Consider the following 14,892-nt stretch of genomic DNA (forward strand, 5'->3'; position numbering starts at 1 on the left):
TTCATTTCATGTTTGCTACTTCAATCAGCAACATTGAGGCGACGCATATGCCATGCAAGGCTTTGATTACTTGATAGAACAGGCTTGCCAATTCGCTCACGAATCTCTGGGATTGCGTCAAAAGTCCGAAGGTTGGTGCAGCTAAGGAATACCGCTTCAACTGACGGATCAGATCCCAAGTCTGTAGCAGCGTCGATCACAGACTGTACTGAAATACGCGCAACCTTTGCCTCTTCGGCTTGCCCAAATGTCCCAAAAACGTCCATAGTTATACCGTTTTCCAAGAACGCGGTGCGCAGCGGTGCGTTGACCTCCTCGATGTAAGGAGAAAGCAAAGCGAATTTCGAAACACCTATGTCAGCAGCGCAAGCAGTCGCAGCGCGCATAGGGTTTGTAACTTCGTCTGTTTTGCACGCTTGCTTGACAAGTTCAGCCACACGTTCTGATCCGATGACCGAACTGGCCGATGTACAGCCATATCCGACCACTCGAAAGGGCCGCACGCTTGGCAACAACCCTGCCGCCGCTGGCAGGGCTTTCTCCATTTCGGAAAGGCTTTCAGTTGTTACCTCAATCCCACTGGGTATGCGTGTAACATAAAGCGGGTTTTTCTGATCTGAGAAATACGCGCTGAGTTCTGGCTCAATCGTTTCGTCGACCTGCAGAACAATCAAACCTAGTGGATAAATTTGCGGGTCATCTTCATCAAGCGTGTAGGGAATTTGGGTCATAGCTCGATCATCTCCGGACCAATGCGCGGGCTAATAAAGCGAGGAGCACCGGTAGTAACGACGATGTTTTCCTCGTGAACCAGGATCTTTTCCCCGACTGCGATGCCCGGCTCCAAAGTCAGCACCATACCAGGTTTAAGAACGGTCTGATCCGTCGAGATCAGGGACGGCCATTCGGTCAGTGACATCCCCAACCCGTGACCCAATCGGCCGGCATCCGTGCCTTCAGAGTCTTTGGTCAGTACCGCATTCATGGAATGAAACAAGTCTGCAGCGGTTGCGCCGGGTCGCGCAATTTCGAATGCGGCGTCTGACGCTTCGATCAGCCTGGCGTAAGCAGATCGCACGTCGGGATTTGGTGGGCCAACCGACCAGTTGCGGTCGAAGTCGCTGAAATACCCATCCCAGACCAAGCCGGTATCAAGCATCAGTACGTCGCCAGCCTTCAAGGGGGACGACGACGCCGGCGAAATCACGTCAGAATAACCGCCCTGCTCTGCCCCACCTGCGAGATACGGCACCCAGTCGGCACCTTCTTCCAGACAGAGTATCTGGAAACGGCGAAATACTTGATCCAAGGGCACGCCATCCCGAGCAATCTCAGGAACTCGGGCGAAGGCTCGACCGGCAATGCCGCACGCGGTTTCAATTTTGGCAATTTCCGCCTCGGACTTCACCATGCGCAGTTCGCGCAAAATACCGTGGTCTCCGGTGATGTGGCGCGAACCGAGCCTGTTTCGCAGGCGTTCAATATCCGACATTGGCATACGCGCGTGCGTCTCGTGACCATCGGGCATTCCGATACGGCCTTTGGGGGGCGTCAATTCCGTCAGGGCATCCGTCAAAAGCGAGACGCCGTCATCCTGAAGGTCGGGCGAACTCCACGTTCGGATGTCGTCGATCCAGGTTTGCCCCATCAACGAGGCGCCGATCGAGGGGATAACTGCAACCGGTTTACCGACCGCAGGCAGGATCAGGAACCAAGGACGGGTCGGGCTTTGCCAGAATCTGGTCAGGTATCCGGTAAAGTAACGCACATCGGTTTCCGTGGTCAGCAGCAGCGCCGACAGGCCCACGGCATTCATCATCACCTGTACGCGTTCGGTACGCGCTGCGAATTCTGCTGGCTCGAACCCCCTCATCCGGCGACCTCAGCGATAATGCGCCGCATGCAGGCTGAAAAGTTGAAATGACGCAGCCTGAATGGCCCGGTGCTTCGCACCTTTCGGTGCGGATTGATATCGGTTTTCATGCAGCCCCCGAATTCTCGCTCGTTGACGTGAGCGGATCGGTAGGGTTCTGTCAACCAAAGTCTTTTGTTGACCGGAGGCGCCAATGACCCACTCTGATCCAGCCTTCAGCCGGGCGGAATATGACCGTCGTCTTGCCAAGACCCGAAAGGCGATGGACGCAAAAGGAATTGACTGCCTTTTTATCGAAGACCCTTCGAACATCGGATGGCTCACTGGATATGAGGGCTGGTCTTTCTACGTTCACCAGGGTGCGTTGATTTTTCTTGACGCGGACCCGATCTGGTGGGGGCGCCGGCAGGATGCAAACGGTGCGCTGCGCACCGTGTGGATGGGGGACGATCGGGTTTTCGGATACGCAGATCACTTCGTGCAGTCGACCACGCAGCATCCAATGCAGGACCTAGCCAAGCTTATTGAAGAATGCGGACATGGCCAAAGCCGAATTGGGGTGGAACTGGATAATTATTACTACTCGGCCAAAGCCCATATTACTCTGAAAACGGAACTGCCCGGGGCAACCCTGATCGATGCAACGGCCTTGGTTAACTGGGAACGGGTCGTGAAATCCAACGAAGAAATCGCCCTGATGCGCAAGGCGGCCCGAATTTCAGAATTCGTGACTGACGGTGTGCTTGAACGCGTTGTACCCGGGCTGCGTAAGAATGAACTGGTCGCGCAGATATATCACGATGCGATAACGGGCGTCGGTGATGACTGGGGAGACTACGCAGCCATCGTGCCACTTTTACCGTCAGGATCCGACGCTGCTGCGCCGCATTTGACATGGAATGGAGATGTGTTCAGGTCGGGCGAATGTACCTTCTTTGAGCTGTCAGGGTGCTATCGCCGCTATCATGCACCTTTCTGCCGATCGGTATTTCTGGGCCAACCGCCCGATCACGTCAAAAAGGCCGAGGCAGCTTTGGTTGAAGGGTTGGAGAAAGGCCTAGAGGCCGCTAGGCCCGGTAATCGCGCAAGCGATATTGCCAAGGCGCTTGCGGCACCGCTTGAACGTGAAGGGATCGAACGCGGTGCGCGCTGTGGCTATCCTATCGGCCTCAGTTATCCTCCGGACTGGGGTGAACGCACAATTTCGCTGCGCGACGAAGACAATACGATCCTGGAAGCAGGCATGACGTTCCACTTTATGCCCGGACTTTGGATGGACGATTGGGGCCTTGCGATAACCGAGTCGATCCTGATCAAGGAAAGCGGACCTGCAGAGTGTTTGTGCCATCGGCCTCGAAAAATGTCTGTGAAACCGTGATAGTTGCACCGTCGATTGGTTGTGGAAATTTGATCAATCGTTGAACTGTTCAAGCAACCAGTTATGAAACAATGTGGCCGCAGGATTGGTGTCATCGGAGGAAAGAAAATACCCCTCGTTGCATTTGACAGATAAGCTATGCGCGCGTTCGACCGAACCGGATGCAATCGCATGTTTTGCCAGCAATTCGCTAACCAGAGCGACACCGCTACCATGAGCGGCAAGCTGAAGCGCCATACCGAATGTATCGACGAAAACGGTTGGCTGGCGCCGCTCGCCCTGCTTCTCGAACCAAGTGTTCCAACCGCTTGACGTTCCGACTGCCTCAATAAGCGGAAGATCAAACGGGTCTCCGGCAAGCGTCGGCGCCTTAAAAGCAACCAGGCTGTCCGGTATCAAGCGCTCGGAATCTTGCCCTACCTGCTTTTCTGAACCGAACCGGATTTGAACGTCAGCCTGAGTCGCATGGAAATCGTCAGGCCAGATTGCACTTAACAGGCGCACGCGAATATCGGGATGGCGCCTGGCAAAGTCTGCAAGATTTGGAGCGATGACCCATTGTGCGATGCTGACTGATGTTGCGACCGTCAGAACATCACCTGGTGCGCTAGCATCGGCCCTTCCAGCAGCCGCGGCAAGTACCTCAAGTGCCCTGCCAACCTCGGGCAACAGTTTTCGCCCGGCATCTGTCAGGGCCAGACTGCGCGGATGCCGCGTAAAAAGCGCTGTCCCCAATCGCATCTCAAGAGATTTTACCTGCTGACTAACGGCCGATTGTGTCAGACCGATTTCTTCCGCCGCTATCGTAAAACTCAGTGTGCGCGCAGCGGCCTCAAAGGAGCGGAACCAGGTTAGAGGCGGAAGTGATTTGCTCATTGGTCAAGTTGGCCATTAGTCTTTTTAATGTGAAAGCACATAATTCAATCATTTGTCAAAAATCACGCTCGTTTCTAACCTCAACCAGCGCGACAGGAGGGGTATGATGCAGCCAGAGATACGCAAGTTTGTTACCTACGACGAAGAGGTTCTTGTTGAAGGATTCCGGCCAGCGGATCCCCCCTGGCGCATGTTTGCAGTGGCCGCAATAGTCACCAACCCATGGGCTGGTCGATACGTCGAAGACCTTAAACCGGAAATCCAGGTCTACGGACCCATTCTTGGAAAGATGATTTCAGACCGCATGATTGCGTTAGCCGGAAGTAGTAACGCGATCGAAGCCTATGGTAAGGCGGCAGTCGTCGGGCTGAATGGCGAGGTCGAGCACGCTTCGGGGCTCATTCATACTCTGCGCTTCGGCAATCACTACAGACAGGCGGTTGGCGCTAAATCCTATCTGGCGTTCACGAATACACGTGGTCCGGCGAATGCGCCGATCATGGTGCCATTGATGGACAAGAACGATGTCGGGCGCCGTTCACACTACCTAACCATACAGTTTTCAATCTCTGATGCGCCGCGCGATGACGAGATCGTTATCGTCTTGGGGGCGGCTACCTCAGGCAGACCGCATCACCGCATTGGTGATCGTTATCAAGACCTTCAGGAATTGGACCATGACGTGGACAACCCGGCCGCGCTCTGAGATCGGCGGGCTGGCCGCAACTCAATCTGGCTCAGGACCGGATGTTCTGTTGCTGCACGGCGTCGGCCTACGCGCTGAAGCATGGGGGGCCCAGTTGGACGGGCTGGCCTCTGCAGGTCGCTTGACCGCTCCGGACATGCCTGGTCATGGAGAAAGCCCGCTTAACACCTCCAACGGTAAGCTGTCGGACTACCGGGATGCGGTCCAGAGTGTTCTGGACTGTTTGAATGGGCCGGTCATTGTGGTGGGTCACTCCATGGGCGCTATGATCGCTCTGGATCTTGCCGCCAAGGCAACGGATCAGGTCCGAGGTGTCGTGGCTTTGAACGCTGTTTTTGAGCGCAGTGCAAAAGCAGCGCAAGCGGTACAGGATCGGGCTGCAAAATTGGACGGCAAAACACAGGTCGATCCAACCGACACGTTGCACCGATGGTTCGGCGATGTTGCTTCGCCCGAACGCGATGCCTGCTATGAATGGCTAACAGCCATGGATCCAGCGGCCTACAAGCTGGCGTATTCAGTTTTTGCCCAAAGCCAAAGTCCTCGGCGAGAGGCGTTGGGGAAGATTAGATTTCCAGCGCTTTTTCTGACTGGCAGTCTAGAGCCGAACTCCACGCCTGACATGTCTCGCACTATGGCGGAAGTCGCCCCAAACGGCTGTGCGCAGATCATTGACGGCGCGGCCCATATGTTGCCGATGACACATGCAATTCATGTCAACACCGCCATTTCCAGCTTACTGAGCGAGATACAACCATGACCGAACTCGACCCCCGTGAACTCCGACGCGCATTTGGCGGTTTCATGACAGGCGTAACAGTTGTGACCATGCGCAATACCTCTGGCATGGTTCTAGGCTTCACGGCAAATTCTTTTACATCGGTTTCGCTAGATCCGCCACTCCTCTTGGTTTGCCCCGGCAAAAGCCTGTCATCATATCACGAATTCTCGACCTGTAATCGTTTTGCTGTGAATATTCTGGCCGAGGGGCAAGAGGATGTGTCCAACACATTCGCCGGTTTCAAAGGTGATCGATTTGCCAAAGTAGAACACACCCTCGACACGCGCGGCATTCCACTGATTACCGACGCAGTCGCGACGTTTTCCTGCAAGACCCATAAGGTGGTTGAGGCAGGCGACCATTGCGTTTTGATCGGGCAAGTCGAGGCGTATAACTACACCGAAATCCCGGCACTCGGCTTTGCAAACGGACGGTATTTCAGTCTTGGTCTGGAACGCGGTGCTCTTGAACCCACGGGGCTAAAGGTCGTCTGCGGTGCTATCATCGAACATGAAGGACGTGTATTACTGGAGAAAACCGAGGCTGGCTTCAGACCGCCCCAAGTCACGCTTTCAGATCGGCGGCAACTGCGGGACAGCCTCCGGCGAGAGCTACACGCTTGTGGAGTCGACGCACATCTGGGCGTTATCTACTCGGTCTATGACGATCCCACAACGCATCATGTATATACACTGGCCAAAGCACCAGATATTGCGCGGCCCGGCGATCTCGATGTGGTCGCAATCAAGGATTTGGCAACCCTTTCTTACGCTACGCAACCGATCGCGACAATGATGGCTCGCTATGCACTGGAAAGCCGGACCCGCGACTTCTCACTTTATCTTGGCAGCGCGCTGCAGGGCGACACGCACGGCCTCTCGGAAAGGAACTGAATGATGGAGTTTTCTCTTTTTGCACACATTGAGCGGCTGAGCCCCGATCAATCCCATGAGAAGCTGTATGAAGAGTTCATTGAGCTGTGCAAGATGGCCGATGAGGCCGGAATGCGTGCTGTCTGGACCGGCGAGCACCACGGCATGGACTTTACCATCGCGCCGAACCCGCTGATGTCCTTAGTGGATATCGCGCATCACACCAAAAAAATACGGCTTGGCACCGGTACAGTGATTGCGCCCTTCTGGCACCCGATCAAGCTAGCTGGGGAAGCGGCGGCTGCTGATCTCATGACCGGCGGCCGTATCGAACTAGGGATCGCGCGCGGTGCCTATTCCTATGAGTACGAACGGATGATGCCCGGAATGGATGCATGGGATGCCGGCCAGCGTATGCGCGAGATCGCGCCGCTTTTGCCCAAGCTATGGGAAGGAGATTGTGCGCATCACGGAGAGTTCTTCGAATTTCCTGCAACCACCTCGGCACCCAAGCCCGTACAACCCGGAGGACCGCCCATCTGGATCGCCGCACGGGATCCAAACAGCCATGAGTTCGGTGTTCAGAACGGCTTTAATATCCAGGTTACACCGCTGTGGCAGGGCATGGAGGAAATAGAAACGCTAATGGGTCGATTTGAATATGCCTGTGCAGATTATCAGGGCTCTCGCCCCAAGATCATGCTACTGCACCACACCTATGTTGGCAGCAACGAAACTGATCTGGATCAGGCTGCAAAGGAATTGTCACGCTTTTATAATTATTTCGGAGCATGGTTCCAAAACAAACGGCCAGTCCAACAGGGCTTGATCCAAGAATTGACGGAAGAAGAGATGGCGGCCAACACGATGATGGTCCCGGAAAACCTGGCTCGTGATCTAACTTTCGGGACCGCAAATGATGTCACGGACCGCCTGAGACGCTATGAGGACCTTGGATATGATGAGTTCTCGTACTGGATCGACAGCGGTATGAGCTTCGAGCGCAAGCGCGATTCGCTGGCCCGTTTCATCGACGATGTAATGCCAAAGTTTCAGTGAGGGTTGATCATGCATCAGAAACCACACTTTCAGCTCTATATTGATGGCGAATGGGTAGAAGGATCGCGTGGGCAAGTGATGAAATCGCAAAACCCTGCAACCGGTGAGGAATGGTCGAGTTTCGCTTGCGCGTCCGCGGAAGACGTGGACCGTGCCATTTCTGCGGCGCGTCGTTCGCTTGAAGACCCAGCGTGGCGCGACATGACGCAAACCTCACGCGGCAGGCTGTTGCTAAAGCTTGCGGAACTGATCGAACGGAACGCTAAACACTTGGGCGAGTTCGAAACGAAGGATAGCGGAAAGCTACTGGTCGAGACCGCGGGTCAGACAGCTTATGTCGGCGATTATTATCGATACTATGCCGGCCTCGCAGACAAGATCGAAGGTGCGGTCCTTCCGATAGACAAACCGGATATGCATGTCTTTACAAAGCGCGAACCCATAGGCGTAGTGGTCGCAATCGTGCCCTGGAATGCCCAAATGTTTCTAACTGCAACAAAACTAGGACCTGCGCTTGCGGCAGGTTGTTCGGTCGTGCTGAAAGCATCAGAAATTGCGCCCGCTCCGATCCTGGAGTTTGCGCGACTAATCGATGAAGCAGGATTTCCGCCCGGTGTTATCTCCGTTATTACTGGTGATGCCGAAAATTGTTCGGTCCCCCTCACGCGGCATCCCGAGGTGGACCGGATCGCATTCACCGGAGGACCGGAAACAGCGCGTCACGTCGTGCGCAATTCGGCTGAGAATTTTGCTGTAACCACTTTGGAGTTAGGCGGTAAATCTCCGATCATCGTTTTCGATGATGCCAATCTGGATGGCGCGGCCAACGGCCTGATTGCAGGAAATTTTGGAGCCTCAGGCCAAAGCTGCGTGGCCGGGTCGCGCGGGTTGATACATCGTCCAGTGCTGGAAGCCCTGGCCGAAAGGATTGAAGAGAAAATGAAGGGTATCGTTATTGGGGACCCTTTGGAACAAATCACACATATTGGCCCGCTCTGTACTTATGCCCAGGTTTCCAAAATTCAGGCCACACTAGCAAAGGCAACAGAACAAGGCGCACGCATCCGTTTTGGTGGAGCGCCGCTGGACCGGCCAGGAAATTACATGGCCCCGACACTTGTTGAATGCACGAGCGCTGAAACAGAGACGCTCAAGGTTGAAATGTTCGGACCTGTGATGACATTGCTTCCTTTTGATACGGAAGACGAAGCGATTGCCCTGGCCAACGACACGCCGTTCGGGCTTGGATCTGGTGTTTTCACTGAAAATGTCGCCCGCGCCCATCGCATTGCGTCCCGTTTGAAATCGGGAATTTGTTGGATCAACACCTATCGTGCTGTGTCACCAATTGCGCCCTTTGGTGGTTATAATCAATCTGGCTATGGCAGAGAGGCTGGTGTTGAATCTATTCACGATTACACACGAACAAAAACTGTTTGGCTAAATACTTCAGAAGAGCCAATGTCTAACCCGTTTGTGATACGCTGAAGATGTTGTGCCAACATACAACTTCGAACCCGCCGTACAGTGTTGTCAGACAAATTCGAACCAGTCTGAGATAGACCAGTAGAGCTGCCCTTTATGCCGCGCCAATTTCGCCCATTCTTTTAGAGCGGCGGCTCGTGTCAACCTGAAGGTTTCTCGGCTGATGAGAGAACGCTCTTGGTTGAAGTGGTTGTAGACGGATGAATGGACGACGGCGAATTTCCGTAAACTTCGCATACGCCTAAATCTTTGCATCGTGCGTTCTCGTCGCCTGAACGGGAGGTGTAAGTTCTCAACGCGGTTGTTGATCCACCTGCCCGTTCATTGCTTTTCCGTCACACCAAGATCTCTGAGCGCAGCTCGGTACATAGCCAAGCGATCCGTAACAACGTCATCCGACTGTTTTTGATAGTTGTTGGCTAATCGCCGCTAAGCGGTCATTCAGTCAAAAAAACCGAACTTCCAGTTCTTACTGATTTGCTGGCCGCTTTCCGCGATAGCAGACGCTAACCAAAAATTCGCTGTGACCGTAGTTCTGACATGACTACCGCCCAGCCCCGCAGCAAATTGCACAAGTATTCGCAACTCAAACCGAATTATAGTATATAAAATAGATAGTTATTGCTTGGTGCATTCGCTTTCTGAGAACAGAGGAGTTCACTATGCCAACACCACTCTTCAAGCCCGGTCATTCTGGCAATCCCGGCGGGCGACCCAAGCTGGACCCCGAGACAAGAAAGTTGATCCAGTCGAACGGCGAGATCGCTGTAAAACGCATGAACGATCTGTTGTCGATGAACGAACTCTTCAATCGCCGAGATGAGAATGGTGAATTTGTGTCAGGAAAACTTTCGGGCAAAGAACAAATTGCCTTGCTGGCCCTAGCTCAGGACCGAGCATTCGGACGCGCTGATGGCGTTAGCATCACGCACACCCACAGCGGAACTGTAGGCATGAGCGTCAGTCCAACACAGCGGCTCAAAGACATCAGCGACCGCCTTCCAGAGAGATTGGCTCAACAGAAGGTGATTGAGGCAAAACTGGATGACAACGAATAGTCTCCAACCATCACGAAGCTACTGCTAGGTGCAGAGGTTTGGGTTTGTGCCTGCAGGCCATGCGCCCGCGCACGTAAGCCCCCTCGAGTTGACGGCCCTATATTGTATTTGATAAGCAAGGCGCCCTTTTCCAAAAAATTAGGAAGACCTGCATATGTGGGTAGCATTCTCGACGCCCGAGGGTTCGGGCTTTTTCTCTGCCGTTGCAAAGGATGAATACGGCAAAACCAGCGGGCCGAACATCGGTTCTCGCGTCTGTCTGCGGTTCCGCCGCGCCTAGGACGCCGAACTTCTACGCGACTATGGTATGGACGGCGAGGTGATCGAAACACCGAGCGGTGACTATCGTTTCCGGGCGTTCATTCCACGCAACCACTCATGACCGTGCTGATGAACTTGGGCGACCGAATGGCCTACTCCAATTTCAAGGACAGCATTCCCGAGGATGACATAGCACTCGTAAACGCCCGTCACCAGGCATGGGCAGTGTTCGGCGACTTACAGGTGGGTGGACCGTATGGATTGGGGTGAAAACACCCTTTTTCACCCAGAACGGTTGCCTCAAAGTTGCCTTGAGTAAAGCGCGCACGAAATCATCAAGTGGGCCGCACCGTTTAAGGCTTTATTGTCAAAGGTAAACCAGTGGCGGACCGAGGAGCGGCCATATATTTCCCCCAAGATAATGATAAAAAACACTTAATTTTCATCACGCAATAGGCATACCACAAAATGTACCACCCCTCTCCAGCAAAACCTTATAACTAAGCTTCAAAATCGGATTCGGTGGCTCCTTACGTGACCACATGCTGTTAGCGGCCATGCATCACAGTTCGGCACCCCAATCTGTTCGTGAACTTGCCCTTATCAACTGAATACAAACGCCGTTAAGGGTAGCTTTTGCTTCTTGGAAACGCCGAAACGCCGAATACCGAACTATTGATTTTATTTGTTTTTTCAGGATTAAGGCACGATGCTCATCAAAAAGGAAGTCGCGCGCATGGCACGCGACTTCTATCAGAGCCACCTTTTCAGTTTAGGCGGCACCAACTATTATCCGAACTCTTCTTCTCTGATAGTCATCTCACTACCTAACATAGCTAAACCTTGAGTGCATTAGATGGGATCAAAACCCTAGATGTCAACTGGTTTTGGATACCATTGAATAAGATAACCTTGACCAGGAAGGTGCATCGTTCCTCGGGACTCCAGTACTCGGCTTTTGTCCATTGGATTTTCACGGGGAATTAGTGCAGGAAACCCGCCAAGGCTACAATACTCATATTCGTAGCCTTCGGCTTCATGAATCACTAACTTAATGTCTCTGGTAAAGCGAGTTAATCTCCAAAGAAAGACCTCTTCTGGCATTTCAAGGGAACTGTATCGGTAGACAATGGATTGCTCGTCCCTTCCGATCGGGATTTTGCAATCAAACCTAGGAATTCCGTCTTCGATATAGGAATTTTTATATATATGTCGAGGTTGAGTGTGCTCTAATTTGTATCCACGATCCCGAATTTCCTTGACTCTGTGATTCTCAATTCGACGACTCGCGCGACATTTTATCTCAAAATCTTCAACTTCCCCCCGTTCATAGGTGAACTCATATTGTGTCCTTGTTTCGATGAGTTTTTGCCCCGAAATTTCTACGGGTTTGTGTGCTATTGTTATTACAGCTGATTTCCCAGTTCTTTTATACAGACTTGGAGCATAGTTAATTTCAACATCGAACAACAAGCTTTTACGATCGAGAAATTCTTCCCTTTTAGAAGTATTCAGTAAAAATGACGACTGCCCTTTGTTCCAGTACCTATCATCAGCCGACCAGCGATCTCGGTCTTCCGACCATATTCTATGATGCACTTGACCAGAGAAATCTTCGGCATCCAACAGGCAAAAATTGTAGGCGTTGGTATAGCGTGGGTCGCTGGAAACTCTGCGGTTGTATGAAGCACCTGCTGGTATTTGCAGAATGCTTCCCGCGCCCCCAGAAAGCTCATTCATATCTGGCCTGTGCTCATGCCCATTTAGAACAATGTCAAAATGAGAATTGATCAATCTTCCAATTCGAACTTGGTCATCTTCTGACAGCCAGTTAAGTGGGTGATGCATAACCAGAATTTTTAGGTCGCAGCACTTTGACTGCTCAATGCAACCCCTAATTTGCTTTTCTGTAACTTTTAGTGCTCCGTAATCCCAGATGCCGGTCACTTCATCGCAGGTTCGGTGTGTAATGTCATAGCGTGCTGAATGCCACGCAGTGTTAATGGAGCAAATTCCTATATTTTTTCCTGCCAGCTTCAACGATTTAAAGTACGAGAGGCTACCTGTTTCGTAATTCTGGCCAAACTTTTCGCAAAAACTCTTGTAATTCTTAAACGGGCGCAAAAACAGTTCAGTTATGGCGCTATCACTCACCATTTCTTCCAGAGGTTCGCTGTAAGAACCTAAGGTTCCCGCTTCCTTCGCCCAATCAGCTGGAATTTTATCGATCGTCGCTCTATCGATGTCATGGTTACCGGGGCAAAAAACAAAGGGTACATCCGATCCAATCCTATCTTGAAGCGGCTTAAAGAAAAGATCGTGAGCTTCATCAAACTCTGTCTTCATTCCGCTGAAAGCGATGTCGCCACTGAAAATTACGAAATCCAGATTAAGTAACTCATCGTGGATTTCTTCTCGTTCTTTGATGTCCTCTAGGAGCTTATCCAGAATGACGCGTCGATCAGCTGTCATCGGTCTATGGTGCCAATCTGACAAATGAAGCCACTTTACTTTGCTCATAACCGGTTCAATCCTTCCATCTACAAAATTGGTACTGAGTTTGAGCTCAAATATCCGAAACACTATCACCACATTTATACGGTGATCGCAACGATCTATACGAGTCGTGGCAGTCATAGAGATAGACCAACATGGTCGTGTTTCCGCTTGGCCCAGCCAATCAATGGCGCTTTAGCGAAAATAGCCGCCTCCGAAGTTTTTTGTCGGCCCGGATCAGATCGCTCACTGTTTTGCGTGCCCTTTCTGCTTCATTTGACCGGTCGCCGTGCTTCCAGGAAGGATGAGCCGGTCCAGAACAGTGCCCACCTCCCGCCCCATGGACGCGACAAACGCTCCAGCCCTGAACGGCGGGTGCGCGACATCGCTTGCCAGTGGACTTCGCTGTTGCTGTGCACCTTGGCGCATCATTGAGCCGTTTGGTAGGGTCCCTGAGGTTGTCGTTACTTTTTGTCATTCACCCCGCCCCCGTTTTGAACATTGCCAACGATAGCTTGACCACCTTCTTTGACCTCGACGCGTTCGACACGGACGGTTTGATCCGCCTTGGAGCGATACCGTTTCAGAGTTTCAACCTGGCTCGTGAAGGTCCGCGCAAGTTTATTGAGTGCCCGTTCCGCTGAGTCTTGCTGTGGAAGAGATTTTACGTGATTGAGCCTGCGCGCCATCATCATCGTGGCCTGATGGATCGCACCCATCTGGATCGCAAGCATAGCTTCAATCTCGTCTCGCGGCCTGACCCCGGCAACAACGGACATTACGAAGTTTGATGCTGTCTCAGAAACCGAGCTGTCCTGTTGCCCGAGAGTCGCGACTTGATCCATAACGCCTTCGAAGAATCGGTAGTCTGCTGTGCCTAGCTCATGCATTGCCAATGCACAGGCTGCGTTTGGGTCTGTCCCTTTGTGCCCGACGATGAGCCTTCGCGTTTCCTCCTCGAAGTCTAACTTTATGTCCGGCGCCCGAACGCGTGATCTCTTCCGTTCCCTCAGATCGGCAACCGCGTTGGTCTCCGCTTCGGTAAGCTCAGAGCCCTTTGGCTGCTGATCATTGCCACTGTCTTTCTGTGTCTTGCTCATGTCCGCCTCGCGTAGCAGGGAGTGGTTAGTATTAGTGTTCCGATTCAGAACCGAAGGACCGACGAGAAACCGGCCTGACGGGTTCTGATTTGGAACCATGGGAGGTCTTTGGGTTCTCAAACGGAACCACAGAGAATGCTGACGGTTCCGTCTCAGAACCGCGTTTTGTTTTTTCGGGCTGCCAGAAACGCCAGTCGTTAGTGGCGGCTTTTTTGCCGGACCGGGTTTGTGTGGTCTTAGTCGTTAACCGCCATTCGTGGGCGCGACGGTGATACCAGTTGCCTTCCTGCTCCAGCACAAGGAAGCCTTTGTCCTGCAGATCCTCGAAAGCCCGCTGAACCGTGGCCTTGCCCAATCCCAGTATCTCTGCCGCCTCGTTCATCGACAGAAACACCTTGCCGTTGTTGCCGCCGTTGTATCGGGTGTGAAGCTCCAGCCAGAGCTTCACTGCAGGTCCGGACAGAGCCCGCCACGCCGGGGACTTGATCATGGCGTAGGGCAGAGGGATGTATTGCCCCTCATCCGACCGTTTGCCCTTGGGAGACCGGCGCCTACTCATCGCGACACCTCTGCTGGAAATGCGCGGGCAATGCATCCAGATCAGGATCGTCACAGCCGATATGCGCCCGGACGAACCGGGTTAGGCCGGATTTGGACACACAGTACCCGAGCGTGTCCCATGCCGCTCCACCGGTCGGAAATTGGGGTCTCTGGCGCTGAAACAACCATTGGATACCATCCCGGCATACGGCGACGCGGTAGATACCATGGCGAAAGAGTTCGCCGCTGTAGGTCTCAGCAGTTTCGCGATGATCGGTTCGGGAAAGAAGGCCAGTGTCTGGCCCCCTATCGAGACTCGTGCTGTTCGGCTTGGAAAAGGATATATCAGCCATGCTTGATCCGTCCTTTCCGTACGATCACCCGTTCAACCGAATGGCTCAAAGGCG

Annotated in this window: 14 protein-coding genes and 2 pseudogenes; 7 read left to right on the forward strand and 9 right to left on the reverse strand. The window is 52.9% G+C overall.

Translation table 11 applies throughout. The features are described 5' to 3' along the window. Positions 1 to 20: 20 nt before the first annotated feature. Positions 21 to 731, reverse strand: a complete 711-nt coding sequence (locus GS646_RS14380) for an Asp/Glu racemase (protein ID WP_171186595.1) — start codon at positions 729 to 731, stop codon at positions 21 to 23. Next, positions 728 to 1,873: a Xaa-Pro peptidase family protein gene (locus GS646_RS14385; protein ID WP_171186597.1), complete on the reverse strand. Its 1,146-nt coding sequence runs from the start codon at positions 1,871 to 1,873 to the stop codon at positions 728 to 730. The genes GS646_RS14380 and GS646_RS14385 overlap by 4 nt, the downstream gene beginning before the upstream one ends. Before the next feature lie 193 nt (positions 1,874 to 2,066). Between GS646_RS14385 and GS646_RS14390 the strand changes: the two genes are divergently transcribed. Next, positions 2,067 to 3,251, forward strand: coding sequence for a M24 family metallopeptidase (locus tag GS646_RS14390; protein ID WP_171186599.1), 1,185 nt, complete (start codon positions 2,067 to 2,069; stop codon positions 3,249 to 3,251). A gap of 33 nt (positions 3,252 to 3,284) precedes the next feature. On the opposite strand, the gene GS646_RS14395 is transcribed toward GS646_RS14390, so the two are convergent. After that, positions 3,285 to 3,920 (reverse strand): LysR substrate-binding domain-containing protein, encoded by a 636-nt coding sequence (locus GS646_RS14395; RefSeq protein WP_253746799.1) that lies wholly within the window; start codon positions 3,918 to 3,920, stop codon positions 3,285 to 3,287. Between the two features lie 18 nt (positions 3,921 to 3,938). Beyond that, positions 3,939 to 4,127, reverse strand: a pseudogene (locus GS646_RS22940) (LysR family transcriptional regulator); the annotation flags it as partial. A 106-nt stretch (positions 4,128 to 4,233) separates the two neighbouring features. Between GS646_RS22940 and GS646_RS14400 the strand changes: the two are divergent. From GS646_RS14400 to GS646_RS14420, 5 genes are read left to right on the forward strand one after another with little or no spacing between them, the layout of a single operon-like run. After that, entirely contained in the window at positions 4,234 to 4,833 is a 600-nt protein-coding gene (locus GS646_RS14400) for an amino acid synthesis family protein (RefSeq protein WP_171186603.1), read from the forward strand. Next, positions 4,805 to 5,593: an alpha/beta fold hydrolase gene (locus GS646_RS14405; protein WP_171186605.1), complete on the forward strand. Its 789-nt coding sequence runs from the start codon at positions 4,805 to 4,807 to the stop codon at positions 5,591 to 5,593. Before GS646_RS14400 ends, GS646_RS14405 begins: the two co-directional genes overlap by 29 nt. After that, a complete protein-coding gene (locus GS646_RS14410; protein ID WP_171186607.1) occupies positions 5,590 to 6,507 on the forward strand; it encodes a flavin reductase family protein in 918 nt (305 codons plus the stop codon). The genes GS646_RS14405 and GS646_RS14410 overlap by 4 nt, the downstream gene beginning before the upstream one ends. Before the next feature lie 3 nt (positions 6,508 to 6,510). After that, complete coding sequence (locus GS646_RS14415; protein WP_171648941.1) at positions 6,511 to 7,545, forward strand: LLM class flavin-dependent oxidoreductase; 1,035 nt, start codon at positions 6,511 to 6,513, stop codon at positions 7,543 to 7,545. A 9-nt stretch (positions 7,546 to 7,554) separates the two neighbouring features. Further along, positions 7,555 to 9,033, forward strand: coding sequence for an aldehyde dehydrogenase (locus tag GS646_RS14420; protein WP_171186612.1), 1,479 nt, complete (start codon positions 7,555 to 7,557; stop codon positions 9,031 to 9,033). 45 nt (positions 9,034 to 9,078) lie between these two features. Here the strand turns inward: GS646_RS14420 and GS646_RS22945 are convergent. Continuing rightward, positions 9,079 to 9,420: pseudogene (locus tag GS646_RS22945) on the reverse strand (DDE-type integrase/transposase/recombinase); the annotation flags it as partial. Positions 9,421 to 9,692: 272 nt separating this feature from the next. On the opposite strand from GS646_RS22945, the gene GS646_RS14425 reads away from it, so the two are divergent. Further along, the gene (locus GS646_RS14425; RefSeq protein WP_171186614.1) at positions 9,693 to 10,088 is read left to right on the forward strand and encodes a hypothetical protein; all 396 of its coding nucleotides are present in this window, start codon (positions 9,693 to 9,695) and stop codon (positions 10,086 to 10,088) included. A 1,131-nt stretch (positions 10,089 to 11,219) separates the two neighbouring features. Here the strand turns inward: GS646_RS14425 and GS646_RS14430 are convergent. The 4 genes from GS646_RS14430 to GS646_RS14445 all read right to left on the reverse strand — a co-directional run bounded on the left by GS646_RS14430 (position 11,220) and on the right by GS646_RS14445 (position 14,838). Then, entirely contained in the window at positions 11,220 to 12,869 is a 1,650-nt protein-coding gene (locus GS646_RS14430) for a metallophosphoesterase (RefSeq protein WP_171678599.1), read from the reverse strand. Positions 12,870 to 13,309: 440 nt separating this feature from the next. Next, on the reverse strand, positions 13,310 to 13,945 hold the full coding sequence (locus GS646_RS14435) for a hypothetical protein (RefSeq protein WP_171648945.1): 636 nt from the start codon (positions 13,943 to 13,945) through the stop codon (positions 13,310 to 13,312). A gap of 31 nt (positions 13,946 to 13,976) precedes the next feature. Further along, the gene (locus GS646_RS14440; RefSeq protein WP_171648947.1) at positions 13,977 to 14,504 is read right to left on the reverse strand and encodes a helix-turn-helix domain-containing protein; all 528 of its coding nucleotides are present in this window, start codon (positions 14,502 to 14,504) and stop codon (positions 13,977 to 13,979) included. Next, on the reverse strand, positions 14,497 to 14,838 hold the full coding sequence (locus GS646_RS14445) for a hypothetical protein (RefSeq protein WP_171648949.1): 342 nt from the start codon (positions 14,836 to 14,838) through the stop codon (positions 14,497 to 14,499). The genes GS646_RS14440 and GS646_RS14445 overlap by 8 nt, the downstream gene beginning before the upstream one ends. Positions 14,839 to 14,892: the final 54 nt, after the last annotated feature.

Origin of the sequence: Ruegeria sp. HKCCD4315 (genome assembly GCF_013112245.1) — a bacterium.
In the GTDB taxonomy this organism is placed as follows: domain Bacteria; phylum Pseudomonadota; class Alphaproteobacteria; order Rhodobacterales; family Rhodobacteraceae; genus Ruegeria.